The following is a 22,939-nucleotide window of genomic DNA, read 5'->3' as shown; positions in this document are numbered from 1 at the left end:
TGCTGCATGACCGATCACGCGTTGCTGCTGGTAAACCTCGGTTCGCCAGCCTCCACCGAAGTTGCGGATGTCCGCCGCTACCTCAACCAGTTCCTGATGGACCCTTACGTTATCGATCTGCCCTGGCCGTTGCGCCGCCTGTTGGTCTCGTTGATCCTGATCAAGCGCCCGGAGCAGTCCGCCCACGCCTATGCGTCGATCTGGTGGGACGAAGGCTCGCCGCTGGTGGTGTTGAGCAAGCGTCTGCAACAGGCGATGACCCGGGAATGGACCCATGGACCGGTTGAACTGGCGATGCGTTATGGCGAACCTTCGATTGAGTCTGTATTGACCCGACTGGCCGCGCAGGGCATCAAGAAAATCACGTTGGCCCCCTTGTATCCACAATTCGCCGACAGCACCGTGACCACGGTCGTCGAAGAGGCCCGCCGCGTCATCCGCGAAAAGCAGCTGAAATTCGAGCTGGCGCTGCTGCCGCCGTTCTTCAATCAGCCGGAATACCTCGACGCGCTGGTGCAGAGCGTCAAACCGCATTTGGAGCAGGATTACGATCACCTGCTGTTGAGCTTCCACGGCCTGCCGGAGAGCCACATCAACAAGCTCGATCCGACTGGCAAACATCGCTTCGACAAAAACGGCAACTGCTGCGATCACTCGAATCCCGAAACCCTCGCGTTCTGTTACCGCGCGCAGTGCATGCATTCTTCGGCCGAGTTTGCCAGGTTGATGGGCATCCCGGAGGGCAAGTGGTCGGTGTCCTTCCAGTCGCGCTTGGGCCGCAACAAATGGATCGAACCCTATACCGAAGCGCATTTGGCGGAACTGGCAGAGCAGGGTGTGAAAAAGCTGCTGGTCATGTGCCCGGCGTTCGTCGCGGACTGCATCGAGACGCTGGAAGAGATCGGGGATCGTGGCGCAGAGCAGTTCAAAGAAGCGGGGGGCGAAGAGCTGATTTTGATTCCGTGCCTGAATGACGATCCGAACTGGGCGAAGGCGTTGAATGCCTTGTGTGAGCGTGCGCCTGCGATGGTTTGAGTCCTGCGCAAATCAGACCTGTGGGAGCGAATTCATTCGCGAAAAATGGTACAGCCGATGGAGATTTATCGGCTGTACAAACGTCGCGAATGAATTCAATCCCACAGGTGGATTGTTGTACGGGCACAAAAAAGGGGCTCATTGATGGCCCCCTTTTTTCGTAGCGGACTAACTACGGCAACTGATCATCCAGATGCTTGTTCTTCCAGCCATCATTGCCCGGCAGGATCAGGTTCAGCAGAATCGCGGTCACGGCGCACAGCGCAATGCCTTTCATGCCGAAGTCGTCTGGCCCGTTACCGGTGCCGATCAGCACGCCACCGATGCCAAATACCAGGGTTACTGACACGATCACCAGGTTGCGGGCTTCGGCCAGATCGACCTTGTGGCGGATCAGCGTGTTCATACCCACAGCGGCGATGGAGCCGAACAGCAGGCACAGAATCCCGCCCATGACTGGCACTGGAATGCTCTGCAACAGCGCGCCGAACTTGCCGATGAATGCTAGCGCGATGGCGAAGATCGCCGCCCAGGTCATGATTTTCGGGTTGTAGTTCTTGGTCAGCATCACCGCGCCAGTCACCTCGGCGTAGGTGGTGTTGGGTGGGCCGCCGAAGGCGCCTGCCACGGTGGTCGCGATGCCGTCGCCAAGCAGCGTGCGGTGCAAGCCAGGCTTCTTGAGATAGTCACGGCCCGTCACGCTGCCCACGGCAATCACGCCGCCGATGTGCTCGATGGCGGGGGCCAGCGCCACAGGGACGATGAACAGAATCGCTTGCCAGTTGAATTCCGGCGCCGTGAAGCGTGGCAGTTCCAGCCATGGCGCCGCAGCGATCTTGGCTACGTCGACCACGCCGAACCAGAACGACAATGCAAAACCCACCAACACGCCGGAGATGATTGGCACCAGGCGGAAAATGCCTTTGCCGAATACGGCCACGATCAGCGTCGTCAGCAGGGCCGCCATCGAGATGGTGATTGCCGTGTGGTACGGGATCAACTCTGCCGCGCCGTCACCGGTTTTGCCCATCGCCATGTTCGCGGCAATGGGGGCCATTGCCAGGCCGATGGAAATTACCACTGGGCCAATGACCACGGGTGGCAGCAGGCGGTCAATGAAACCGGTGCCTTTGATCTTCACGGCCAGGCCCAGGAAGGTGTAGACAAAGCCCGCTGCCATGACGCCGCCCATGGTCGCGGCCAGGCCGAACTGGCCCTTGGCGAGAATGATCGGGGTGATGAAGGCGAAGCTTGAAGCCAGAAAAACCGGCACCTGACGGCCTGTCACCACTTGAAAGCACAGCGTGCCCAGACCTGCGGTGAACAGCGCGACGTTGGGATCGAGCCCGGTGATCAGCGGCATCAGCACCAGCGCACCGAAGGCCACAAACAGCATTTGGGCGCCCGACAATACGGTGCGCCACAGTGGATCGTTGAACTCGTCCTGTTTCATCAGGCGTCCTTTTGCTTGGTGCCGAAAATCTTGTCACCGGCATCGCCCAGACCCGGGATGATGTAGCCGTGTTCGTTCAGGCGTTGATCGATGGACGCGGTGTAAATCTGTACGTCCGGGTGCGCTTTCTCGACGATGGCGATGCCTTCCGGCGCTGCCACCAGGACCATCGCGCGGATGTCGCGGCAGCCAGCTTTTTTAAGCAGATCGATCGTGGCGACCATCGAGCCACCGGTTGCGAGCATCGGGTCAATGATCAGCGCCAGACGTTGGTCGATTTCCGGTGCGAGCTTTTCCAGATAAGTGTGGGCTTCGAGGGTTTCTTCGTTGCGCGCCACACCCACGGCACTGACCTTGGCGCCCGGAATCAGACTGAGCACGCCTTCGAGCATGCCAATGCCTGCGCGCAGGATCGGCACGACAGTGATCTTCTTGCCAGCGATCTTTTCCACCTGAACCGTCCCGGCCCACCCCTGGATGTCGTAGGTTTCCAGCGGCAAATCCTTGGTCGCTTCGTAGGTCAACAGTGCGCCGACTTCCTGAGCCAGTTCACGAAAATTCTTGGTGCTGATATCGGCACGGCGCATGAGGCCGAGCTTGTGACGGATCAGCGGATGGCGGATCTCACGAATGGACATAAGGGGAAGGCTCCAGCGGGCGGGCAAAAAAAACGGCCTAGATTAATCTATTCAGCAGTAACTTGTCCTACAGGTTAAGTTCAGGTTTTTTACATTAATGGGACGCTGGTACAACGTTAGTCCAGAAACACTTGCTCTGACGATGACGGATGCGTACCTTTGCCCGCTTTTCTTGCCCAGCCCCCCTTTGGAGAGCACCATGCCCGCTGATCTCGCACACATCCGTCAAGTCATGGACGAGGCTGACTGCCTGTACACGAATGAGGAAGTCGAGGCCTCCATCGCTCGTGTCGGCGAGCAGATCAACAGCGTGCTGGCCGACCGCAACCCGGTCGTATTCTGCGTGATGAACGGCGGCCTGATCTTTGCGGGCAAGCTGCTGACCCACTTGAACTTCCCGCTGGAAGCGTCCTACCTGCACGCCACCCGTTATCGCAACGAAACCAGCGGCGGCGAGCTGTTCTGGAAAGCCAAGCCGGAAGTCTCGTTCATCGACCGTGACGTGCTGATCATCGATGACATCCTGGACGAAGGGCACACCCTGGGCGCGATCATCGACTTCTGCAAACACGCAGGCGCCAGCGCCGTTCATACAGCCGTGCTGATCGACAAGGACCACAACCGCAAGGCCCGTCCTGACCTGAAGGCCGATTTCGTGGGGCTGCCGTGCATTGACCGCTACATCTTCGGTTATGGCATGGATTACAAAGGTTACTGGCGCAATGCTGCGGGTATCTACGCCGTTAAAGGGATGTAACTGACGCCTGCGTTCTTCTGTGGGAGCCGGCTTGCTGGCGAAGCGGTGTGTCACTCTGCACATTTGTCACTGACAAACCGCAATCGCCAGCAAGGCGGCTCCCACAACGTTGAGTGAGATCAGTTGCTTGCATGCTAGAGTGCCACCCACTTTTCCCGGGAGGCCTCCATGACGTTATCGTTTCGTAGTAAAGCGGCGCTGATGTTGCTGTTTTCCCTGCCGCTTCCCGCCCTTGCTGAACCCATGCACGCCCAGTACCTGCCGCCCGACGAGATGTCGGTGCGCGAAGGTGAGCCCGAGCAGCAGCAACTGTTGCAGATTACCGAGTACGTCATCGTCGCGGGCAGCCAGCGTCAGTCCAATCAGCAACCCATCCCCGTCACATCGCCACTGACGCTGCGCCTGAAAGGTAAGCCGATGAACAAAGGCGCTACGATTGCCGAGGTGCTGATTCATTTCGACGGTGAAAGCAAAAGCCTAAAAAAGCCTGCATATGACGAGCCGAGCCGCACGCTGACGCTGTATTACCCGGCGAGCCAGTACCGCGTGCTGGTCGATTTGCTGCGCAACGAGAAGATGTACGTCCAGTTCCTCAGTTACGCCAATGGTCACGTCTGGGCCGACTTGCACACCGGCAGCGTACGCGCGCGTTGAGCCGGTGACCGAGCGAGGGGTAAACTGCCCGCCCCTGAAAATGTCCCGCAAGTCAGTTGGAGTCAGCAATGCGTAAAGATAAGAAGCAGGTGATTGGCGATGAAATCGGCGACGCCCAGATCAAATTGTTCCTGGATTTCGAACCAGCCGATGCCACTTCGCCCTCGCTGCACAAACTGATCAAGGCCTATCGCGGCCTGCGCATCGATGATTTCGAGCGTTTTCTGGGGTTCTTCAAGGAAGCGGGCTACGACCTCGATGGCAAGGACGAGCACGGCAATGACTTCGTTGCTCTGATCAAGGATCAGCGCAATGCCGAGGATTACATCGAGTTGATCGAAAAAGCGCGCGGCTGATTGCCAGCCTGCGTGGTGTCTGTTGGCGGCGCTGAACCGGCAACAGGCAAAACTGAAGACCCCGCTGCGTGGGCGGGGCCTTCAGTGATCTCACTGATTCAAGGCAAGCCCTGAATCAAGCGAAGCTTGCCGCCGGGCTGTTGGAAACCAGTTCCAGGCTTGCGTCGCTCTGGGCGCTGATGCGTTGATACAACTGCGCATCGCTTTCCAAGGCCTTTTCACGTGCCGGGAAGATTTCGTTGAGCTTGGCGGCCCATTCGGTTTTGGCTTTCTCCGGGAAGCAGCGTTCGATCAGCTCCAGCATGATCGACACCGTCACCGAGGCGCCTGGCGAAGCACCCAGCAACGCTGCGAGGGAACCGTCCTTGGCCGAGACCAGTTCGGTACCGAATTGCAGAACGCCGCCTTTCTTCGGGTCTTTCTTGATGATCTGCACGCGCTGTCCGGCCACTTCAAGGCGCCAGTCTTCAGCTTTCGCTTCAGGGTAGAAACGACGCAGGGCTTCCAGACGCTGCTCCATCGACTGCCGCACTTCGCTGATCAGGTATTTGGTCAGGTCCATGTTGTCGCGGGCCACGGCCAGCATCGGGGCGATGTTGGCGGCGCGGATCGACAGTGGCAGGTCCATGATCGAACCGTGCTTGAGGAATTTGGTGGTAAAACCGGCGTATGGGCCGAACAGCAGGGAAGTCTTGCCGTCGACGACGCGGGTGTCCAGGTGCGGAACCGACATCGGTGGCGAACCCACGGCGGCCTGGCTGTAAACCTTGGCCTGGTGGTGCTTGACCACTTCAGGGTTGTCGCAACGCAGCCACTGGCCGCTCACCGGGAAGCCGCCGAAACCCTTGCCCTCTTCGATGCCGGACATCTGCAGCAGCGGCAATGCCGCGCCACCCGCGCCCAGGAACACGAATTTGGCATCGATTTCGCGGGTGCCACCGCTGTTGACGTCCTTGATGGTGACGGTCCAGCCATCGCCTTTACGGCTCAGGTCGGTAACGCGCTTGCAATACTTGACCTGCGCATCGGGTGCAGCGGCCAGGTGTTTGAGCAACTGGTTGGTCAGGGCGCCGAAGTTGACGTCAGTGCCGTGCATGACACGGGTCGCCGCCAACTGTTGGTCTGCCGGACGGCCCGGCATCATCAGTGGCATCCACTCGGCCATTTTGGCCTTGTCTTCGGTGTATTCCATTGTCGAAAACGCGTGGTGCTTGCGCAGCGCCTCATAGCGTTTCTTCAGGTAGGAAACACCTTTCTCGCCCTCGACGTAGCTCAGGTGCGGAACCGGGGTAATGAACGAGCGTGCAGAACCGAAGGTGCCTTTGCGAGCCAGATAGGCCCAGAACTGCTTCGAGACTTCGAACTGGGTGTTGATGTGAATCGCTTTCTTGGTGTCGATGGAGCCGTCAGCCGCTTGCGGTGTGTAGTTCAGCTCACACAGGCCTGCGTGGCCGGTACCGGCGTTGTTCCAGGGGTTGGAACTCTCTGCGGCACCTGAATCCATCAGCTCGACCACCTCGATCTTGAGGCTGGGGTCCAGTTCCTTGAGCAGTACCGCGAGGGTGGCACTCATGATGCCTGCCCCGACCAGTACCACATCGACTGCTTCGTTATGCGCCATTAACGCGTCTCCAAAATCTGCAGCACCAAATTGACGGCATGGGTCCCGAGGTCAGTTGCCGAGGGCGGGCGGCGCGTATTCGCGCATTGCCTCAAGCCTGTCGGCCGGGAGATCCATGTCCGGTTCTTCGCCATTTTTTGCATCTTCAGCGGACGCTACTGGTAGGGCCTGGTTGATGCTTTTATTAAGAAGCATGAACGCATTTTTCGGCCCGAACAGCCATTCGACTATCGTCAAGACGTCCGGTCATGCAAGCAAATCAGTCGTGAACGGCTTCAGGCTCCGGTTGTGGAGACTGCCAGGCAGTCAGTCCTGTGCGATGGGGCTGGGTCAGACGCTAATGGTGCATTTACAAACGCGTAACTGTTCATTTGCTCGCCACACTCTTGTGAAGTTGTGAAAACCCGTTTTTTTCACGCTCTTTTGGAGACGCGAACCTCAAAAAAGGCCTGCGCGCTGGCAGGGCCTGCAGATCAGGTTCCAACACAGTGTGGGCATTGGTCAGCGCGAAAGGTTCGAATGAATCGAGTTATTCACGCGGGCAAGGCGGCACGCCGGGCTGCACATGTCTGTGTGGAAGGCTCTCTGTGGGCGGAACGAAGGAGCTGACAACAGGTATCAGCGATGCTGCGAGGCCCGATCAGGAGACGTCCTTATAATCGGGGGGAGATTATAGCGATGAAACGCGCAGAATTGATCCAGAAAAAATGACTTTTATTCGCCGTTCGGTCAGATGCTGAGCAATTGTCGGGCGGTAATCGCACGTGCGCGCGAAGCGACACGGGCGCTTGCAGGCAGGGGACGTTGCAGCCAGCACAGCTTGGGTTCGGTGATTTCCACCCAGTCATGGCCCTGTGGCGGCAGTGCACAGTGCTTGAACGACAAACAGACTCCGTGTTGATCCAGGCGAGCGTAGTGGCGATGACGGCTTTTCGGGAAAAACAACGACCAGAGAAAGTCCATGACGGGGACTCCGTGTTGGGTAGTTGTTAAAAGTATGTCGTGGGCCGATGACATGGCGATGACGCTGGTATTGCTTGATGATGTCCGAGTGTCGCGAGATGTTGGGATGCGCATGCGCGGGAACCGCGACAGTGGCACTTTGTCGTATCTTTACGCTAGTGAGTGAGCTTGTGAGGTCGCTATACTGCCGCACAATTTGTGCCTTGGCCCATGGAGAAATGAGCATGTTGCGTCGTGTTTTGTTCGGTTTGCTTGCCGTCGGCAGTCTGACGCTGGTGGGGTGTGCCCACAGCCCGCAGACACTCAACCCGCAACCGAAGTTGACCAGCCAACTCGCGCCTGTCGGGCACGGTCAGCAGGTCGTGGTTCGTGTGGTCGATGGTCGCCAGTCGCAGACCCTTGGTACCCGTGGCGGTCTGTATCCGGAAACCAGCTCGATTACAGTGAGCGGTCAGCAACTGGTACCACAAATCCAGGCTCAGGCCGAAGCCGCTGTTCGTCTGTTGGGCTTCACCCCGGTTCAGGGTGGCAATGGTCCTCAATTGACCATCACGTTGGCCGATTTGAAGTATCAGTCGCCAAAAGAAGGCTTGTACGTGACCGAGGCAAACATCAGCTCGACCTTCCGCGCTGACGTGCAGAACAACGGCCGCAGCTACAACGGTCGTTATGCCGCTTCGCTGGATCAGCGTTTTGGCATGGCGCCGAACGAAGAGACCAACACCAAGCTGATCGGCGACGTGTTGAGTGATGCGCTGACCCGTCTGTTCCAGGATCAGACGATTGGTCAGATGCTGGGCCAGTAACGGCATCAAGCGTCAACGAAAAGCCCCGGTATCGCGAGATGCCGGGGCTTTTTCATGAGCGTTCATTTCTAGGGCTGAACACACATTCCCACAGGGTGAGTCGCCGATTGTCCAGGCGCGTTTTTAGCCTTATGCCGCCTGATAGAAATCCAGAAAGCTGAACCCTGTGACCAGATCTGCCTCGGGCAAATCATGGTGTTGATGCCCACCCAGCGCGCAATACACCAGCCAGTGGCGATCCTGGACGTTGAAGGCCAGGCCGTCGATCAAGGCTTGCTGCTCTTCGCTCGGCGCAATGAGATAGAGGCGGTCCTGATTGTGGGCGTGCAGCATGACGGGCTCCGTGTCCTGTAGGGGGCGTTCGAGGGCCTACACAGTGACCGGTTCAGGTGACGTTAAGGTGACAGGCGATACCGTATTCGGCAGATCCCACCGAATCTTCGGCGCCTTCTATCCGGCGCCATCGAGGCCCCATGTCGCTCTTCCAGCACTCCCCCGGGATGGTCATCAATCTACTGGCGCTGGCAGCGGCAGGCCCTGGCATCTGGTTGCTGCACACTACGCGTGTCCGGGAGCAGCGCGAAACCGCGCATTTGAATAACCTTACCGAACAGGCGCCGATTGATGAGCCTATGCACCTGATGGACGTGCCGACTTTGCGTATGATTCGCCAGAGCTACCGGATTGGAGCGGGGTGTCTGGCGTTTGCGCTGGTGTTGTCGTGGGTGAGTACCAAAATCTGACTGATGCTGAGGGCTGTGGGACCCGGCTTGCTGGCGAATGCGGTATGTCTACTTCCTCAGGCGACTGACACACCACTTTCGCCAGCAGGCCGGCTCCCACAGGATTGGGTGGCAGGCAATAAAAAACGGCGCCTGATTGAGCGCCGTTTTTTATGATGCGGTCTTTACAACGGCAACCCTGCCTTGACCCGGTACTGGTTGCGCACCGGCGTCGCGTATTGCAACACCAAATAAGGCCGGTGCTCTTCAGGGCAGCCGTCCAGACGACGTTGCCACTCTTCCTTCGCCCGCGCCAGTTCGTCTGCCGGGAACACCTCGGCAGCGCTTGGTACGTTCAGGCCAGGATCAGCATCGGCCCACTGCGCGTACGCCAGGTAATGCACCGGGAACAGGCGGTAGCCACCGAGAATTTGCTTGTCCATTTCAGCAGCCAATTGCTTGGTGTCTTCATAGGCTTCTGTGATCGGCGGTGCGAAATTGACGTGCACGCGGCCTTTATAGCCAGTGATGCCTAGCGCGATGCTGACATCGTCCTCACCCGGCGCCTTGGTGTAGCTGCCGGTGGTGGCGCGGATGTACAGCTCGCGAGCCTTGGCGTGGTCGCAGGGGTCGTATTCATAGCTGATCGAGACGGGCGTCAGGTTCAGCGACTGAATGACCTCGCCGAACGGCTCGTCCTTGCGGCTCATGTGGAACATTTTGAGGATCGCCGACTCAGTGCGATCGTCGCCGTCTTTGGCGCGACCTTCGGCCTGAGCGATCCAGATCGAGGCGCAGTCGTGGCGGATCGAGTGGTTGATGTACGCCGACAGCAACTGATAGGCCGCCATTTTCTCGCGACGCCCGGTAATGGAACGGTGCACGATGAAGCTCTTGTTCAGACGCATCAGGTCGCTGACGAAGGGCTTTTGCAGCAGGTTGTCGCCGATGGCGATGCGCGGCGTCGGCAGGCCTGCGTGGTACACGGCGTAGTTCACGAACGCCGGGTCCATCACGATGTCGCGGTGGTTGGCGAGAAACAGGTACGCCACGCCGGACTTGAACTGCTCGACGCCAGTGTAGGTCACACCATCGGTGGCGCGCTCGATGGTATGGTCGACGTAATGTTCGACCTTGTCCTGCAGGGCCGCAACGGACTCGATACCGGCAAACTGGCGACGCAGTTTACGGGCGATGGCCGGTTGCAGGATCCAGCCGAGGGAGCCGGCCAGACGCGGAAAACGGAAATGCGTGAGGATTGCGAGGAACGCCTTGTCACCCAGCAGCCGGTTGAGTACGGCTTTTACTTCGGTGTCGTCGTACGGTCGGATGGCATCGAATTCGCCCATCATGCTCTCTTGTTGGAAACGGCTAGGGTAAATAAGGATTGGCCAGGCTTGTAGATACGAAATGGAAGGCCTGGCCGGCAAACAAGTCGGCGATTATACGCAAATCTGGGCGCGGAGACTGTGATGCAGGAAATACAGGATTATGACTGCCCGTATTGTGGCGAGCCGGTGGAGGCAGTGCTGGACCTGTCCGGCGGCGATCAGACGTACATCGAAGATTGCCCGGTCTGTTGTCGCCCGATCATTTTCAGCCTGCATACCGATGGTGAGGACTGGACCCTGGACGTGCGTAGCGAGAACGAATGATGCGCAAAATCTACGAGCCGGAAAACATGATGGAAGGTGAGCTGCTGCAATCGATGCTCGCCAGTGAAGGTATCGAGGCGCACATCACCGGGCGCCATTTGCTCGGCGGGATTGGCGAGTTGCCGGTGTTCGGCTTGTTGGGGCTGGCGGTGGAGGATGATCAGGCCGAGCGGGCGCGGCGCTTGATCACTGAGTACAATGACGCGTTTCCGCTGTCTGGCGAAGAACCTGACAGTTACCCCGATGTGTTGTTGTGCTGAGGTCGGCACCGTCACTTTCTAAAGAAGAGTTACCTAAAACCCATGTGTGGACGTTATGCCCTGTTTCGCTGGACGCCTGCTTTCGCGGCCTTGCCGGGCTTTCCGGCAGACCAGCAGGCGCAGTGGAACATCTCCCCCAATGACACGGTGTTGATCCTGCGTGCCGCGCAAGACGAGCAAGGCGGACGAACGCTGGCGCGCGCTCGGTGGGGGCTGACTCCGCCGTGGCTCACCGACATGTCCCGCACCCCGGCCCATGCGCGGGCGGAAACTTTGGCTGAGCAGCCGATGTTTCGTCAGGCGTTTCGCGAGCGTCGCTGTTTGTTACCGGCCAACGGCTTTTACGAATGGCGTGGCACGGTGCGCAAACGGCCATTTTGGTTGACGCCGGGGGAGGGCTCGGCGCTGTTCTTTGCGGCGATCTGGGAAGCGTATCCGGTGGATGGCCACGACTGGTTGAGCGTGGCGGTGGTGACACAATCGGCGATGAACCAGCGCAGGCCGTTGATTCTCGACGCAGAAGGGCAGGCTGCCTGGCTTGATCCGGAGAGTTCGCTGGCGACCCTGCAATCCCTGCTCGCTGCGCCGCAGATGCAACTGCGTGAGCGGCCGTTGGCGAACATGGTGAATGATCCGAAGCTTAATGCGCCGGAGTGTCTGACGCCGCTTTAAACATTTCGAAGATCCCCTGGGGGGCGCGATTGATCGTTCCCACGCTCCGCGTGGTAACGCCGCCCAGGACGCTCTGCGTCCGTTGCTGGTGTGACGCGGAGCGTCATGGGATGCATGCCCACGCAGAGCGTGGGCACGATCAACGGGGGATGTGGCTTTTAGACCCTGAACTGATTAATCAACCGGCGCTGCTGTTCTGCCAGTTTGGTCAGCTCGGCGCTCGCTTGACTCGACTCATCCGCCCCACCCGCCACTTCGTTGGCCACTTGACCGATGTTGATCACGTTGCGGTTGATGTCGTCCGCCACGGCGCTTTGTTCCTCGGCGGCGCTGGCGATCTGGGTGTTCATGTCGTTGATCACCGACACGGCCTGGGTGATGCTCTCCAGTGCCTGCGCCGCTTCGGCGGCATGGCCCACACTTTCATCGGTCTTGTTCTGGCTGTCTTCCATGACCTTCACCACTTGCCGCGTGCCGGTTTGCAAGGCCTGGATCATGGTCTGGATTTCTTCGGTGGCCTGCTGGGTCTTTTGCGCCAGATTGCGCACTTCATCAGCGACCACCGCAAAGCCCCGACCCTGTTCGCCCGCGCGCGCTGCCTCGATCGCTGCGTTGAGGGCCAGCAGGTTGGTCTGCTCGGCAATTCCGCGAATGGCGGTCAGAATCGCGTTGATGTTCTCGCTGTCCTTGGCCAATGTCTGAACCACTTCCACAGCCCGGCCGATTTCCACCGCCAGTTCGCTGATGGAGTTCGAGGTGTTGTGCACGATGCGCATGCCCTGATTGGCGGCGTCGTCCGCATGATTCGCGGCTTGTGCGGCCTGGGTGGCGTTGCGCGCCACGTCTTGGGCAGTAGCGGTCATTTCATGTACGGCAGTGGCAACCAGATCGATCTCGGCCATCTGTTTGTGAACGCCTTTGTTGGTGCGGATGGCAATATCGGCAGTGTGCTCGGACGAATCGCTCACCTTCTGCACCGATGTCACCACTTGGCTGATCATCGCCTGCAATTTGCCGAGGAAGGTGTTGAAGCCCGACGCAATGGAGCCCAGTTCGTCGGCACGGTCGCTGGTCAGGCGACGAGTGAGGTCGCCTTCGCCCTTGGCAATGTCGTCAAGCATGGCGACCATTTGTTTCAGTGGACGCGCGATGCCACGTCCCACGAACCAGACGATCAGCAACCCCAGCGCCGCAATCAGCAGGCCGACGACGGTCATGCCGAAAATATCGGTGTCGCGTTGATGGGCCAGGTCGCTCTGCAATTTTTGCAGGTCGGCCATGACCGCGCTGACCGGCATGCGGATCATCAGCGTCCAGCGTGCGTCGGTGTTGCCGATACCAAACGGCAGGTACAACTCGATGTGGCCGTGCTCTTTATCGATGTCGTAACGCACTTCGCCTTTGACGATGTTGTTCAGGTTGGCGACTTCGTTGGCGTCGAGGATGTCGCTGGCTTTCTCGCCGAGTTTGCTGGTGTCCTTGGTGTAGGCAACCAGCCGCCCGTTGGTGGCGATCAGGGCCAGATCGCCCGCGCCGTCATACAGCTTTTTATCCGCGCCTTCGAGCATGTCCTGAATGAAGTTCACCGACAGGTCTGCACCGACGATGCCCTGGAATTGACCGTCGAGCATGATGGGTTCGATGAACGAAGACAGCATGACCATTTTGTCGCCGACTTTATAAGGCGCCGGGTCGATCACGCAGGCTTTGCGGGTCTCGCGGGAGCACAGGTAATACTCGCTGGAGCGGATGCCGGTGGAGAGGATTTTGGTGTCTTCCAGGCTGGCCAGCTTTTCCAGATTGAAGGTGCCGTCCGGCTTGCGATACCACCAGGCCATGAAACGGCCGTCTTTGGGGTCGACACCTGTGATCGGCGTTTCGACGTAGGCGGCGTCATTGTGATCCAGTGCGTTGTGTTCCCAGCCAATGTAGGAACCCAGAATTTTCGGGTTACGTACGACGGTCTCGTGCAGCACGTTGAGCAGTTGTTCACGGCTCATTTTTACCAGTACTTCGCCTTTGGCGTCCTTCATGCCCAAGGTGGCGTTCAACGTCGCCAGACCCGCTGCCGTTTGCAGCGGTGCTTCCAGTTCCCGCTGGATTTCACTGGCCTGCGTTCGGGCGATTGCGGTCAGGCGTTCCTGGATGGCCTGCTCGAATTGGGCGGTTGTCCGCTTTTCCACCAAATCCTGAGTGCGTGCGCCGGAAAACAGCGCGTAAAGAACGAGGGCGGCCACAACGCTGAGCACGATGGCGCCCGCCAGTGCGGCGACTGAAAACTGGATCGATTTGAACTTCATAGGGGCTCCGGACGCGGAAGAACGTCTGAAGGAGATATCGCCTCGGTCCCCTGTTTTATTAGGTGAAACCGACGAAGTGGCCGCTTTTGAAGGCGTTTTGTCGTTTTTTGACATGCTGCCTGATTGGTCTGATTCAAAAGAGAGCATGTCATCCCGAAAGGGAGATGAAGTGTGTTTCAGCGCTGTTACGAATGTGTGATTTTTTTGGCAGGCTTTCATATGGCAATCGGCTGCTATCTGGTGCTCATCGGGCGTACCGCCTAGGATGGGCGCGATTGTTTCGATGGAGATACAAAATGCGTCAGACCTTTGTTCTGTGTGCCTTGAGCGCAGCGTTGCTGGTTGCGGGATGTCAGGCCGTCAATACCACCAGCGGCGATTCGGTAGGCGTCGAGCGCAAGCAGTACATGTTCAGCATGCTGTCGACCGATCAGGTCAATCAGATGTATGCCCAGTCCTATAAAGAGACGGTCAGCGAAGCCACAACCAAAGGCGTGCTGGATAACAGCAGCGCCGAAGCCGCCCGTGTGCAGGCGGTCGCTAAGCGTTTGATCGCTCAGGCGCCGAAGCTACGTGCCGATGCTGCCCAATGGCAGTGGGAAGTGAACCTGATCAAGAGTGACGAGTTGAACGCCAACTGTGGGCCGGGTGGCAAGATCATCGTCTACAGCGGGCTGATCGATACACTCAAGCTCAGCGATGACGAGCTGGCAGCGGTCATGGGGCACGAAATTGCCCATGCCCTGCGCGAGCACGGTCGTGAGGCGATGTCCAAGGCGTATGGCGTGCAAATGGCCAAGCAGGGCGCGGGCTCATTGTTGGGGCTGGGACAGGACAGCCTGGCGCTGGCCGATACCGTGGTCAATTACAGCCTGACATTGCCCAACAGCCGGGCGAATGAAAACGAGGCGGATTTGATCGGTCTGGAGCTGTCGGCCCGTGCCGGTTACAACCCCAATGCGGCCATTACGTTGTGGCAGAAAATGCAGGCTCAGGCGGGAGCATCGCAGCCTGAGTTCATGAGCACTCACCCGGCGTCGGAAAACCGGATTGCGTCGTTGCAGGCAGCGATTCCGAAGGTCATGCCGCTGTATGAGCAAGCACCGAAATCCTGAGGATAGGTCAATAACCTTGATCGTTCCCACGCTCCGGCGTGGGAACGATCATCGAAGGGCGAATGGGGTTAAACCCAGCCGCTCACCTGCATCGCCTTGTACACCGCCACGATGGCGAGGATGAAGAACGCACCGGCCGCCAAACGGCGAATCAGCGTCAATGGCAGTTTCTCAGCGGCGAAGTTACCCGCCAGTACCACCGGCACGTTAGCCAGCAACATGCCTAATGTCGTGCCCAGAATCACTAGCCACAGGTAGGAATACTGCGCCGCCAGCATGACGGTCGCGATCTGCGTCTTGTCGCCGATTTCGGCAAGGAAGAACGCGATCAGCGTGGTCATGAACGGGCCGAATTTGCGAGCGGTATTGGCTTCGTCGTCGTCCATCTTGTCCGGCACCAGGGTCCACAGCGCAGTGGCGGTGAAGCTTGCGGCGAGGATCCAGTGCAACATGGCATCGGAGAAGAAACTGCTGAACCAGGCGCCCACGGCACCGGCTGCGGCGTGGTTGGCCAGCGTGGCCGCGACGATACCGGCGATGATCGGCCAGGGCTTGCGAAAGCGAGCAGCGAGGATAAGCGCGAGCAGTTGGGTCTTGTCACCGATTTCGGCCAGTGCGACGACCGCGGTAGGGACCAACAGGGATTCCAGCATCAGGGGTTTCCTAAGGGGCGGGTCAACACGGCTATGACACGTACAGCCTCCCCGCCCCGGGTCAGGATGTGCGTGTCATAGGTCTTGTCAAACCGCCGATCCGTCTGATGCGGATCTGGGGTCGCGCGCACCATGGTCTGAGGACCAAGTATGTTGATGCGCGCCGGACGAGCGTGAGGCTCGTGGGAGACTACTCCCCTAGGACGGAGCGGATTCTGCCTACGGGAATCCGGTTCGGCAAGCGTTAATTTTCACCCACGTTTCGCGCGGTAAATCCGGAATCCATTCCCTTCGGCCAAGATGGCACATACGCCAAGGTGCTGCTCGATGATCGGCTGGTAACGCAGGAAGCTGTTGGCAACAAGGCGCAGTTCGCCACCTTTTTTCAGATGTTCTCGCGCTTTTCGCAGCAGGTTTTCTGTCGCGGCGTAATCGGTGTGAACGCCGGTATGAAAGGGCGGATTGGTCAAAATCACGTCCAGGTGTTCAGGCGCTGCATCGATCCCGTCGCCGGTCACTACCTCGCCTTCCAGACCATTGGCAGCCAGCGTCAGGCGGCTGCTGGCGGTGGCGAAGGCGTCGACGTCGAGCATCGTCACTTGCATGTCCGGACTGCGACGTTTGACCGCAGCACCGAGTACGCCCGCGCCGCAACCGAAGTCGAGCAAACGCCCGACAGGGAGCTTGTCGATGTGCTCCAGCAACAGGGCCGTGCCCCGGTCCAGGCGCCCATGGCTGAAGACGCCCGGCAGGCTGATCACTTTCAACGGGCCGCCGTCCATCTCGATCTCAAAGGCTTTGGCGAGGCTGTTCAACTCGACGGCGTGCGGTGCGTTCTCCACAGTGACTTGCCAGAGCTGGCAATGGCGGGCGCTGTCGAGTTTGCGGGCGCGACCGAATGGGCTCAGTTGGCGTGCGGCGGCTTCGATGCCGCCGCGCTTCTCACCCACCAGAAACAGTTCGCGACCGGTCAGACGGGAGGCCAGCGCATTGAGCAGATAGTCGGTGAGGTCTTTGGCTTTAGGCAGAAACAGTACGGCGGCCTCGAAAGGCTGGGTCGGCGCTTCGGTGCCGAAGTGGTTTCTGCCATTGAAACGGGCGTCCAGCGCGGCGAAGTCCCCAGCGTGCCAGCTCCAGCCCTGCGCGTTGGGCAGACGGCTCAGAAGGTCGTCGGCAGGCAGGCCCGCCAGCAGCAATTCACCCTGAAACAACTCGGCCTGACGGAGTAACACTTCACTGCGCGGGTCCATCGTCGGCTCCTGAAAAAAGGGCGGAGTTTAACAGGGGAATATCAGCGCCAGGCGCGTATTTATGTGGGAGCGTGATGTTTCAACTGACCACGCGAATAGGTTGGCCCGCGTAAAACCCACGGGCGTTTTCGTTGACCTGGCCAATGATGCGCTGGCGCGCTTCCTGGCTGCCCCACGCGCTGTGCGGGGTGATGATCAGGCGCGGGATGTCGCCGGACAGCAGCGGGTTGCCGTTCACAGGAGGTTCTACGGTCAGCACGTCGGTCGCCGCGCCCGCCAGATGACCGTTGCGCAGCGCATCGGCCAAGGCTTGCTCATTAATCAGCCCGCCGCGAGCCGTGTTGACGATGAAGGCTTTGGGTTTCATCAGGCTCAATTCATGCGCGCCGAGCATGTCGCGGGTGTGTTCGTTGAGTGGGCAGTGCAGGGTTAGCGCATCGACCTGCGGCAGCAACTCGTGCAGCGGCACGCGATCTGCGCGGGCAGGACGCCCCGGGATCTGCCCCAGCAGCACGTGCATGCCGAACGCTTCGGCCAGTTTCGCCACTGCCCCACCCAGCTCGCCATGGCCCAGCAGGCCCAGGGTCTTGCCTTCCAGTTCCACGATCGGGAAATCCAATAGGCAAAACTGCTTGGATTTCTGCCACTGGCCCTGATGGATCGCCTGTTGGTAATCCGGCAGGCGAGTCGCCAGTGCCAGCAGCAACATCAGCGTGTGCTGGGCCACGGAAGGGGTGCCGTAGCCTTGGCAGTTGCTCACCACGACGCCGTGTTTGCGTGCTGCATCCAGGTCGACGTTGTTGACGCCCGTTGCCGTCACGAGCACCAGTTTGAGATCCGGACACGCCGCGAACGTGGCGGCATCAATCATGATCTTATTGGAAATGGCCACCTGAGCGCCTTGCAGTCGCTCGATCACCTGATCGGCTGAAGTGCTGGCGTGCAGCACCAGTTCACCGAAGGTTTCGCGCCATGGAGTGAGATCCAGATCGCCGAGATCCAAAGAGGTGTGGTCCAGAAAAACTGCTCTGCTTTGACTCGACATCAGCTGTACCTTTTGTTCTGTGGGGTGGGAGGGGTAAGGTAGCGAGCCTACCAGAGCCTGCCGGAGCCCTCACAATGTACTGGACGGAATTTTTTACCGTTGCCCTGATTCATCTGCTTGCCGTTGCCAGCCCCGGCCCTGATTTTGCCGTGGTCGTACGTGAGAGCGTCACCCACGGCCGCAAAGCGGGCACTTACACCGCGATGGGGGTGGGAACCGCGATTTTCTTGCACGTTGGCTACTCACTGCTGGGTATCGGCCTGATCGTTTCCCAGTCCATCGTGCTGTTCAACGCGTTGAAGTGGGCGGCTGCGGCGTACCTGCTGTACATCGGTTTCAAGGCCTTGCGTGCCAAGCCAGCGGCGGCGTCGGACGCCCCGGTTGATCTCGCCAAAGGCGGGCGCACGGCACGCGGTGCGTTTACCGCCGGTTTCGTGACCAACGGCCTGAACCCGAAAGCGACGTTGTTTTTCCTCTCGCTGTTCACTGTCGTCATCAACCCGCACACGCCGCTGCTGGTGCAGGCGGGTTACGGCGTTTATCTGGCGGTAGCGACTGGCATCTGGTTTTGCCTGGTGGCGCGTTTGTTCAGTCAAGAGCGGGTGCGTGCAGGTTTTGCGCGGATGGGGCATTGGTTCGACCGCGCCATGGGTGGAGTGTTGGTGGCGCTGGGCTTGAAGCTGGCGCTGACTGAGGTGCATTGATTCGCGCTAATTTTATTGACACGGCTAAATCCTGTGGGAGCCGGCTCCCACAGTATTCGTGTTTGCTACGTGACTGCGCGGCGCCGAGGTGGACTGGCGCCATTGCGAGCAAGCTCACTCCTAAAAGGTGCGGTTTACCGTTTCAGCTCACTCAACTGTTTCAACGCCCCCAGATATTCCCTCGGGCTTTCCCCCAGCAATCGGCTGAACATCGCGCTGAACGCTCGCGCGCTGCCGTAACCCAGGTCGTTCGCCACCCGCTGCACGCTCTCGCCCTCCAGTAACTTGGGCAGCGCTTCCATCAAACGCACCTGCTGACGCCATGCGTTGAAACTCATCCCTAGTTCCTGCGTGAACAGCCGCGTCAACGTGCGCGAGCTGGCGCCCACCTCCTGCGCCCAGTCTTCCAGCGTGTTGCCGTGATCCGGCGCTCTGAGCAGGGCCATGCAGATGCTGTGCAGGCGCCGGTCGCGGGGCATGGGGATGTGCAGCGGCAGGTTCTCAAGACTGGCGACTTCTTCCAGCATCAATTGCTGAATCAACGGATTGGCCGCGTGGGCATCGCTTTGGGTCGCCCGCACGATCAGTTCGCGGAGCAGGGGCGTGACGGCCAGCACGCAGCATTGATTCAAGCCCGAGGGGCAGCGTTCAGGCGCGATGAACAGTGAGCGCATCAACACCTCGCCCGCCATGAATGTCTCGTGTTCCACCATCGGCGGTATCCACACCGCGCGGGTCGGCGGGATCACCCAGGCCCCGCTCTGGGTCACCAGCCGCATCATGCCACTGACGGCATACAACAGCTGCGCTTGAGCGTGGATGTGCCTCGGGTGATGGCCACCGTCGGGGTAGTCCGCAGGGTGGGCAGTGACCGGGCTGTGACTGAACAGGTTGATCAACATGGCGGATTCGATGACTTAGTTGTCTCAACTGCGAATAGTCGCCAACTTAGCATGAGCGTCCCTACCCACTGCAAGTTCAGGATGCATCGCTATGAATAAACCCGAACGACAGAATTCACCCAAACGGGTGATCCACTTCATCAACGCCGCTCACGTCATTGACCACATGTTCATGCTGATTTTCCCCGCCGCCGTGCTGGGCATGTCGGGCGCGTTCGGTCTGGATTACGCGCAACTGATCGGCCTGTCGCTGGGCGGTTTCATCACCTTTGGCGCGTGTTCGCTACCGGCCGGCTGGCTGGGGGATCGCTGGAGTCGGCGGCACATGATGGTGCTGTTTTTTCTCGGCATCGGCGCGGCGTCGATCTTTACCGGGCTGAGCACCAGTACCACGATGCTGGCGGTGGGCATGACGTTGATGGGTGTGTTCGCGGCGATCTACCACCCGGTGGGCACCGCGATGCTGGTGGGGTATGCGAAGAATCGCGGTCGCGAAATCGGTGTCAACGGCATGTGGGGCAACCTCGGTGTGGCATTTTCTGCGCTGTTGACCGGGTTTCTGGTGGCGCAGTTTGGTTGGCGTTCGGCGTTCATTCTGCCGGGCTGCGTGTCGATGGTGATCGGGCTGGTGTTCGCCTGGCAGATCAAGGACGAGCCGATTCCTGTACGTCCCCACACGGCACCGAAAGGCAAAGCCGGTCAGCGCATTTCCATGACCATTGTCTTCAGCGTGCTGGCCATCGCCACGGCTACCGGGGGCGTGGTGTTCAACGCCACCACCATGACCTACCCGAAACTGTTTCAGGATCGTCTGCATGACCTGTTCGCCTCGCCGCAAACCCTTGGGCTGATCGTCAGCCTGGCCTATGCCTTCGGTGCCATCGCGCAGTTGACCATTGGCCGCTTTCTCGACCGCTTCAGCCTGAAATGGCCGTTCGTGATTCTCACCGTGTGCCAGGCGCCTTTTCTGTTTGCGCTGGCTTATGTGGATAGCTGGCCGGTGATGTTGCTGGGCGCAGGGTTCATGTTCGTGATGTTCGGTCAGGTGACGGTCAACGACGCGATGGTCGCCAATTTCGTCGCCCCGCAGTGGCAGTCTCGGGTGTTTGCACTGCGTTACTTCCTTTCGTTCGGTGCCAGCGCCACGGCCATTCCGCTGATTGCTTTTGTCGAGCCGCGTCAGGGCCTGGTGGGGCTGTACGTGATCCTCGCGGCTTTTGCGGCGCTGACCTTTCTGGCGGCGTTGGTTTTCCCCCGTACACCGGCTGAAAACCCCTCTGCGCAGCTCGCTTGAGGCGGCTTTGCCCTTTCAAATGGCGCAATGCCTGCACGGTCACTCGTCATTCGAATCATCCCTTTGGCTGATTTGACTGGCGAGTGAAGGCTCTAGAGTGCATATTTTCGGCACCGCCAATGCATCTTGAAAAGGGATTCCTATGCTGCAGACACGCGTGATTCCGCCAGCTGATGGCGCGTACCAGTACCCTCTGTTGATCAAACGCTTGCTGATGTCGGGCAGTCGCTATGAAAAAACGCGGGAAATCGTCTACCGGGACCAATCACGCTACTCCTATCTGACCCTCAATGAACGCATTTGCCGTCTGGCCAATGTGTTGACCGAGGCGGGGGTGAAAGCGGGCGATACCGTGGCCGTCATGGATTGGGACAGCCATCGGTATCTGGAATGCATGTTTGCCATTCCCATGATCGGCGCGGTGATTCACACGATTAACGTACGCCTGTCACCCGATCAGATTCTGTTCACCATGAACCACGCCGAAGACAAATTCGTTCTGGTCAACAGCGAGTTCGTGCCGCTCTACAACTGCTTCGCCAGCAAACTCACCACGGTGGAAAAAACCCTACTGCTCACCGACGCACCGGACAAGACCGCTGATTTGCCAAACCTGATTGGCGAGTACGAAACCCTTCTGGCCGCTGCCAGCCCGACGTATCACTTCGAGGATTTCGACGAGAACTCGGTCGCCACCACCTTCTACACCACCGGCACCACGGGTAACCCCAAAGGCGTGTACTTCACCCATCGGCAACTGGTGCTGCACACGCTGGCTGTGGCCACGATCATGGGCAGCGTCGAAGGGCTGTTGGGCACCGACAAGGTGTATATGCCGATCACGCCGATGTTCCACGTCCATGCGTGGGGCGTGCCGTATGCGGCGACGATGCTCGGTGTGAAACAGGTCTATCCTGGGCGTTACGACCCGGAATTACTGGTCAGGCTGTGGCGTGAGGAGCAAGTCACGTTCTCCCACTGCGTGCCGACCATCATGCAAATGGTGCTCAACGCCAAGGCCGCCAAAGATGCTGACTTCACCGGCTGGAACATCATCATCGGTGGCAGTTCGCTCAACCGTTCGCTCTACGAAGCGGCCAAGGCCAAGGGCATTCAACTGACGGCAGCCTACGGCATGTCCGAGACCGGGCCGTTGGTGTCGGTGGCGCATTTGAACGACGAGTTGATGGCGGGCAGCGAAGACGAGCGCGTCACCTACCGGATAAAGGCCGGTGCGCCGGGCGTGTTGGTCGAGGCGGCCATCGTCGACAGCGACGGCAATTTCCTCCCTTCTGACGGCGAAACCCAAGGCGAATTGGTGTTACGCGCGCCGTGGCTGACCGAGGGCTATTACCGCGAGCCGCAAAAAGGCGCCGAGCTCTGGGCGGGCGGCTGGCTGCACACCGGCGATGTCGCGACGCTGGACAGCATGGGCGGCATTGATATTCGTGACCGGATCAAGGACGTGATCAAGACCGGCGGCGAGTGGGTGTCGTCCCTGGAGTTGGAAGACCTGTGCAGCCGCCATCCGGGTGTGCGCGAAGTGGCAGTGGTCGGGGTCGCCGATCCGCAGTGGGGCGAGCGGCCGTTCGCGTTGCTGGTTGCCCATGAGGGCCACGTCATCGACGCCAAAGCCTTGAAGGAACACCTCAAGCCGTTCGTGGAGCAGGGGCACATCAACAAGTGGGCGATTCCGAGTCAGATCGCCCTTGTTACCGAAATTCCCAAGACCAGTGTCGGCAAGCTCGACAAGAAGCGCATCCGCCTGGACATCGTCGAATGGCAGAGCACTAACAGCGCGTTCCTCTCCACCCTCTGACCCTCTCTTTTTCGCGCACATTGTCACGGTTTCGACCGGGACAATGTGTCGTGAAGGTGTCTGGCTTGCGTCTGCCTTGCCAAATTTTGAAATTCAGCCATCCTCCCTGTGCCGCGCAGTCGGTCCGTCGAAATCGGCGGATTAGAGGCGTTGACGCTGTAAATCACACTTTAGAGGGATCAAGCAGTAGCACCTGCTGGCTATAGTCGGCAGTAGGTTGGTACCGGAGAAAAACGCCCCATCGCTTCGCAGCTTCACATGGGCT

The 22,939-nt window shown here is 59.4% G+C and carries 25 protein-coding genes, 1 pseudogene and 1 riboswitch; of the genes and pseudogenes, 13 read left to right on the top strand and 13 right to left on the bottom strand.

Annotation, left to right across the window (positions count from 1 at the left end; all coding sequences use genetic code 11):
- The first annotated feature begins 6 nt into the window (after positions 1-6).
- On the top strand, positions 7-1,035 hold the full coding sequence (gene hemH, locus ACI2KB_RS10020) for a ferrochelatase (protein WP_404633934.1): 1,029 nt from the start codon (positions 7-9) through the stop codon (positions 1,033-1,035).
- Between the two features lie 172 nt (positions 1,036-1,207).
- Here the strand turns inward: hemH and ACI2KB_RS10015 are convergent, their stop codons facing one another.
- Together ACI2KB_RS10015 and upp are read right to left on the bottom strand one after the other, a co-directional pair.
- Entirely contained in the window at positions 1,208-2,488 is a 1,281-nt protein-coding gene (locus tag ACI2KB_RS10015) for a uracil-xanthine permease family protein (protein ID WP_404633932.1), read from the bottom strand.
- The gene (upp, locus tag ACI2KB_RS10010; RefSeq protein WP_404633930.1) at positions 2,488-3,126 is read right to left on the bottom strand and encodes a uracil phosphoribosyltransferase; all 639 of its coding nucleotides are present in this window, start codon (positions 3,124-3,126) and stop codon (positions 2,488-2,490) included. The genes ACI2KB_RS10015 and upp overlap by 1 nt, the downstream gene beginning before the upstream one ends.
- Positions 3,127-3,325: 199 nt before the next feature.
- On the opposite strand from upp, the gene ACI2KB_RS10005 reads away from it, so the two are divergent.
- The 3 genes from ACI2KB_RS10005 to ACI2KB_RS09995 all read left to right on the top strand — a co-directional run bounded on the left by ACI2KB_RS10005 (position 3,326) and on the right by ACI2KB_RS09995 (position 4,893).
- Positions 3,326-3,883 carry a hypoxanthine-guanine phosphoribosyltransferase gene (locus tag ACI2KB_RS10005; RefSeq protein WP_404633928.1) on the top strand — a complete coding sequence of 186 codons (558 nt, stop codon included), beginning with the start codon at positions 3,326-3,328 and terminating at the stop codon, positions 3,881-3,883.
- Between the two features lie 168 nt (positions 3,884-4,051).
- Entirely contained in the window at positions 4,052-4,537 is a 486-nt protein-coding gene (locus tag ACI2KB_RS10000) for a hypothetical protein (RefSeq protein ID WP_404633926.1), read from the top strand.
- A 68-nt stretch (positions 4,538-4,605) separates the two neighbouring features.
- Positions 4,606-4,893 carry a PA4642 family protein gene (locus tag ACI2KB_RS09995; protein WP_404633924.1) on the top strand — a complete coding sequence of 96 codons (288 nt, stop codon included), beginning with the start codon at positions 4,606-4,608 and terminating at the stop codon, positions 4,891-4,893.
- Positions 4,894-5,008: 115 nt separating this feature from the next.
- Here the strand turns inward: ACI2KB_RS09995 and mqo are convergent, their stop codons facing one another.
- The 3 genes from mqo to ACI2KB_RS09980 all read right to left on the bottom strand — a co-directional run bounded on the left by mqo (position 5,009) and on the right by ACI2KB_RS09980 (position 7,477).
- Positions 5,009-6,514, bottom strand: a complete 1,506-nt coding sequence (mqo, locus tag ACI2KB_RS09990; protein WP_404633922.1) for a malate dehydrogenase (quinone) — start codon at positions 6,512-6,514, stop codon at positions 5,009-5,011.
- A gap of 51 nt (positions 6,515-6,565) precedes the next feature.
- Positions 6,566-6,751 (bottom strand): hypothetical protein, encoded by a 186-nt coding sequence (locus ACI2KB_RS09985; protein ID WP_404633920.1) that lies wholly within the window; start codon positions 6,749-6,751, stop codon positions 6,566-6,568.
- A 492-nt stretch (positions 6,752-7,243) separates the two neighbouring features.
- Positions 7,244-7,477, bottom strand: a complete 234-nt coding sequence (locus ACI2KB_RS09980; protein WP_404633919.1) for a hypothetical protein — start codon at positions 7,475-7,477, stop codon at positions 7,244-7,246.
- A gap of 224 nt (positions 7,478-7,701) precedes the next feature.
- On the opposite strand from ACI2KB_RS09980, the gene ACI2KB_RS09975 reads away from it, so the two are divergent.
- Positions 7,702-8,283 (top strand): YajG family lipoprotein, encoded by a 582-nt coding sequence (locus ACI2KB_RS09975; RefSeq protein WP_404633917.1) that lies wholly within the window; start codon positions 7,702-7,704, stop codon positions 8,281-8,283.
- Positions 8,284-8,412: 129 nt separating this feature from the next.
- On the opposite strand, the gene ACI2KB_RS09970 is transcribed toward ACI2KB_RS09975, so the two are convergent.
- Positions 8,413-8,616 carry a hypothetical protein gene (locus tag ACI2KB_RS09970; RefSeq protein WP_404633915.1) on the bottom strand — a complete coding sequence of 68 codons (204 nt, stop codon included), beginning with the start codon at positions 8,614-8,616 and terminating at the stop codon, positions 8,413-8,415.
- Between the two features lie 140 nt (positions 8,617-8,756).
- On the opposite strand from ACI2KB_RS09970, the gene ACI2KB_RS09965 reads away from it, so the two are divergent.
- On the top strand, positions 8,757-9,026 hold the full coding sequence (locus tag ACI2KB_RS09965; RefSeq protein WP_404633913.1) for a hypothetical protein: 270 nt from the start codon (positions 8,757-8,759) through the stop codon (positions 9,024-9,026).
- Between the two features lie 164 nt (positions 9,027-9,190).
- Here ACI2KB_RS09965 and ACI2KB_RS09960 read toward each other — a convergent pair whose 3' ends face one another.
- Positions 9,191-10,354 carry a 1-acyl-sn-glycerol-3-phosphate acyltransferase gene (locus ACI2KB_RS09960; protein ID WP_404633911.1) on the bottom strand — a complete coding sequence of 388 codons (1,164 nt, stop codon included), beginning with the start codon at positions 10,352-10,354 and terminating at the stop codon, positions 9,191-9,193.
- Between the two features lie 123 nt (positions 10,355-10,477).
- Here ACI2KB_RS09960 and ACI2KB_RS09955 point away from each other — a divergent pair, with 123 nt between their 5' ends.
- The 3 genes from ACI2KB_RS09955 to ACI2KB_RS09945 are packed head-to-tail and all read left to right on the top strand — an operon-like array spanning position 10,478 to position 11,592.
- Complete coding sequence (locus tag ACI2KB_RS09955; RefSeq protein ID WP_274132686.1) at positions 10,478-10,660, top strand: CPXCG motif-containing cysteine-rich protein; 183 nt, start codon at positions 10,478-10,480, stop codon at positions 10,658-10,660.
- Positions 10,660-10,920, top strand: a complete 261-nt coding sequence (locus ACI2KB_RS09950; protein WP_404634361.1) for a DUF2007 domain-containing protein — start codon at positions 10,660-10,662, stop codon at positions 10,918-10,920. Before ACI2KB_RS09955 ends, ACI2KB_RS09950 begins: the two co-directional genes overlap by 1 nt.
- A 42-nt stretch (positions 10,921-10,962) precedes the next feature.
- A complete protein-coding gene (locus tag ACI2KB_RS09945; RefSeq protein WP_404633909.1) occupies positions 10,963-11,592 on the top strand; it encodes an SOS response-associated peptidase in 630 nt (209 codons plus the stop codon).
- Between the two features lie 158 nt (positions 11,593-11,750).
- Here the strand turns inward: ACI2KB_RS09945 and ACI2KB_RS09940 are convergent, their stop codons facing one another.
- Positions 11,751-12,494, bottom strand: coding sequence for a methyl-accepting chemotaxis protein (locus ACI2KB_RS09940; RefSeq protein ID WP_404634359.1), 744 nt, complete (start codon positions 12,492-12,494; stop codon positions 11,751-11,753).
- Between the two features lie 111 nt (positions 12,495-12,605).
- Positions 12,606-12,809, bottom strand: a pseudogene (locus ACI2KB_RS09935) (HAMP domain-containing protein); the annotation flags it as partial.
- Between the two features lie 1,379 nt (positions 12,810-14,188).
- Between ACI2KB_RS09935 and ACI2KB_RS09930 the strand changes: the two are divergent.
- A complete protein-coding gene (locus tag ACI2KB_RS09930; protein WP_404633907.1) occupies positions 14,189-15,007 on the top strand; it encodes a M48 family metallopeptidase in 819 nt (272 codons plus the stop codon).
- Between the two features lie 68 nt (positions 15,008-15,075).
- On the opposite strand, the gene ACI2KB_RS09925 is transcribed toward ACI2KB_RS09930, so the two are convergent.
- From ACI2KB_RS09925 to ACI2KB_RS09915, 3 genes are all read right to left on the bottom strand, one after another.
- On the bottom strand, positions 15,076-15,660 hold the full coding sequence (locus ACI2KB_RS09925; protein WP_404633905.1) for a TMEM165/GDT1 family protein: 585 nt from the start codon (positions 15,658-15,660) through the stop codon (positions 15,076-15,078).
- Between the two features lie 90 nt (positions 15,661-15,750).
- A riboswitch (yybP-ykoY riboswitch) is annotated at positions 15,751-15,871 on the bottom strand.
- 40 nt (positions 15,872-15,911) lie between these two features.
- Complete coding sequence (locus tag ACI2KB_RS09920; RefSeq protein ID WP_404633903.1) at positions 15,912-16,910, bottom strand: methyltransferase; 999 nt, start codon at positions 16,908-16,910, stop codon at positions 15,912-15,914.
- 79 nt (positions 16,911-16,989) lie between these two features.
- Positions 16,990-17,955 carry a 2-hydroxyacid dehydrogenase gene (locus tag ACI2KB_RS09915; RefSeq protein WP_404633901.1) on the bottom strand — a complete coding sequence of 322 codons (966 nt, stop codon included), beginning with the start codon at positions 17,953-17,955 and terminating at the stop codon, positions 16,990-16,992.
- A gap of 74 nt (positions 17,956-18,029) precedes the next feature.
- Here ACI2KB_RS09915 and ACI2KB_RS09910 point away from each other — a divergent pair, with 74 nt between their 5' ends.
- Positions 18,030-18,659, top strand: a complete 630-nt coding sequence (locus tag ACI2KB_RS09910; protein WP_404633899.1) for a LysE family transporter — start codon at positions 18,030-18,032, stop codon at positions 18,657-18,659.
- A gap of 134 nt (positions 18,660-18,793) precedes the next feature.
- Here ACI2KB_RS09910 and ACI2KB_RS09905 read toward each other — a convergent pair whose 3' ends face one another.
- Positions 18,794-19,561: an AraC family transcriptional regulator gene (locus ACI2KB_RS09905; RefSeq protein ID WP_404633897.1), complete on the bottom strand. Its 768-nt coding sequence runs from the start codon at positions 19,559-19,561 to the stop codon at positions 18,794-18,796.
- Positions 19,562-19,652: 91 nt separating this feature from the next.
- Between ACI2KB_RS09905 and ACI2KB_RS09900 the strand changes: the two genes are divergently transcribed.
- Positions 19,653-20,855, top strand: a complete 1,203-nt coding sequence (locus tag ACI2KB_RS09900; protein WP_404633895.1) for an MFS transporter — start codon at positions 19,653-19,655, stop codon at positions 20,853-20,855.
- A 142-nt stretch (positions 20,856-20,997) separates the two neighbouring features.
- Positions 20,998-22,674 carry a fatty acid--CoA ligase gene (locus tag ACI2KB_RS09895; protein WP_404633893.1) on the top strand — a complete coding sequence of 559 codons (1,677 nt, stop codon included), beginning with the start codon at positions 20,998-21,000 and terminating at the stop codon, positions 22,672-22,674.
- The last annotated feature ends 265 nt before the right edge of the window (positions 22,675-22,939 follow it).

Source organism: Pseudomonas sp. NPDC088444 (assembly GCF_044900175.1).
GTDB lineage: Bacteria > Pseudomonadota > Gammaproteobacteria > Pseudomonadales > Pseudomonadaceae > Aquipseudomonas.
The sequence above is the reverse complement of the archived record's forward strand: the minus strand, read 5'-3'. Positions and strand labels throughout refer to the sequence as shown.

Bases quoted from the DNA above. Each gene is read 5' to 3' on its own strand.
- ACI2KB_RS09895 (WP_404633893.1), top strand. From the start codon at position 20,998: ATGCTGCAGACACGCGTGATTCCGCCAGCTGATGGCGCGTACCAGTAC.
- ACI2KB_RS09955 (WP_274132686.1), top strand. From the start codon at position 10,478: ATGCAGGAAATACAGGATTATGACTGCCCGTATTGTGGCGAGCCGGTG.
- ACI2KB_RS09995 (WP_404633924.1), top strand. From the start codon at position 4,606: ATGCGTAAAGATAAGAAGCAGGTGATTGGCGATGAAATCGGCGACGCC.
- hemH (WP_404633934.1), top strand. From the start codon at position 7: ATGACCGATCACGCGTTGCTGCTGGTAAACCTCGGTTCGCCAGCCTCC.
- ACI2KB_RS09960 (WP_404633911.1), bottom strand. From the start codon at position 10,354: ATGGGCGAATTCGATGCCATCCGACCGTACGACGACACCGAAGTAAAA.
- mqo (WP_404633922.1), bottom strand. From the start codon at position 6,514: ATGGCGCATAACGAAGCAGTCGATGTGGTACTGGTCGGGGCAGGCATC.
- upp (WP_404633930.1), bottom strand. From the start codon at position 3,126: ATGTCCATTCGTGAGATCCGCCATCCGCTGATCCGTCACAAGCTCGGC.
- ACI2KB_RS09930 (WP_404633907.1), top strand. From the start codon at position 14,189: ATGCGTCAGACCTTTGTTCTGTGTGCCTTGAGCGCAGCGTTGCTGGTT.
- ACI2KB_RS09925 (WP_404633905.1), bottom strand. From the start codon at position 15,660: ATGCTGGAATCCCTGTTGGTCCCTACCGCGGTCGTCGCACTGGCCGAA.
- ACI2KB_RS09965 (WP_404633913.1), top strand. From the start codon at position 8,757: ATGTCGCTCTTCCAGCACTCCCCCGGGATGGTCATCAATCTACTGGCG.
- ACI2KB_RS09910 (WP_404633899.1), top strand. From the start codon at position 18,030: ATGTACTGGACGGAATTTTTTACCGTTGCCCTGATTCATCTGCTTGCC.
- ACI2KB_RS09900 (WP_404633895.1), top strand. From the start codon at position 19,653: ATGAATAAACCCGAACGACAGAATTCACCCAAACGGGTGATCCACTTC.
- ACI2KB_RS09980 (WP_404633919.1), bottom strand. From the start codon at position 7,477: ATGGACTTTCTCTGGTCGTTGTTTTTCCCGAAAAGCCGTCATCGCCAC.
- ACI2KB_RS09920 (WP_404633903.1), bottom strand. From the start codon at position 16,910: ATGGACCCGCGCAGTGAAGTGTTACTCCGTCAGGCCGAGTTGTTTCAG.
- ACI2KB_RS09905 (WP_404633897.1), bottom strand. From the start codon at position 19,561: ATGTTGATCAACCTGTTCAGTCACAGCCCGGTCACTGCCCACCCTGCG.
- ACI2KB_RS09915 (WP_404633901.1), bottom strand. From the start codon at position 17,955: ATGTCGAGTCAAAGCAGAGCAGTTTTTCTGGACCACACCTCTTTGGAT.
- ACI2KB_RS10015 (WP_404633932.1), bottom strand. From the start codon at position 2,488: ATGAAACAGGACGAGTTCAACGATCCACTGTGGCGCACCGTATTGTCG.
- ACI2KB_RS09945 (WP_404633909.1), top strand. From the start codon at position 10,963: ATGTGTGGACGTTATGCCCTGTTTCGCTGGACGCCTGCTTTCGCGGCC.
- ACI2KB_RS10005 (WP_404633928.1), top strand. From the start codon at position 3,326: ATGCCCGCTGATCTCGCACACATCCGTCAAGTCATGGACGAGGCTGAC.
- ACI2KB_RS10000 (WP_404633926.1), top strand. From the start codon at position 4,052: ATGACGTTATCGTTTCGTAGTAAAGCGGCGCTGATGTTGCTGTTTTCC.
- ACI2KB_RS09975 (WP_404633917.1), top strand. From the start codon at position 7,702: ATGTTGCGTCGTGTTTTGTTCGGTTTGCTTGCCGTCGGCAGTCTGACG.
- ACI2KB_RS09970 (WP_404633915.1), bottom strand. From the start codon at position 8,616: ATGCTGCACGCCCACAATCAGGACCGCCTCTATCTCATTGCGCCGAGC.
- ACI2KB_RS09950 (WP_404634361.1), top strand. From the start codon at position 10,660: ATGCGCAAAATCTACGAGCCGGAAAACATGATGGAAGGTGAGCTGCTG.
- ACI2KB_RS09940 (WP_404634359.1), bottom strand. From the start codon at position 12,494: ATGGCCGAGATCGATCTGGTTGCCACTGCCGTACATGAAATGACCGCT.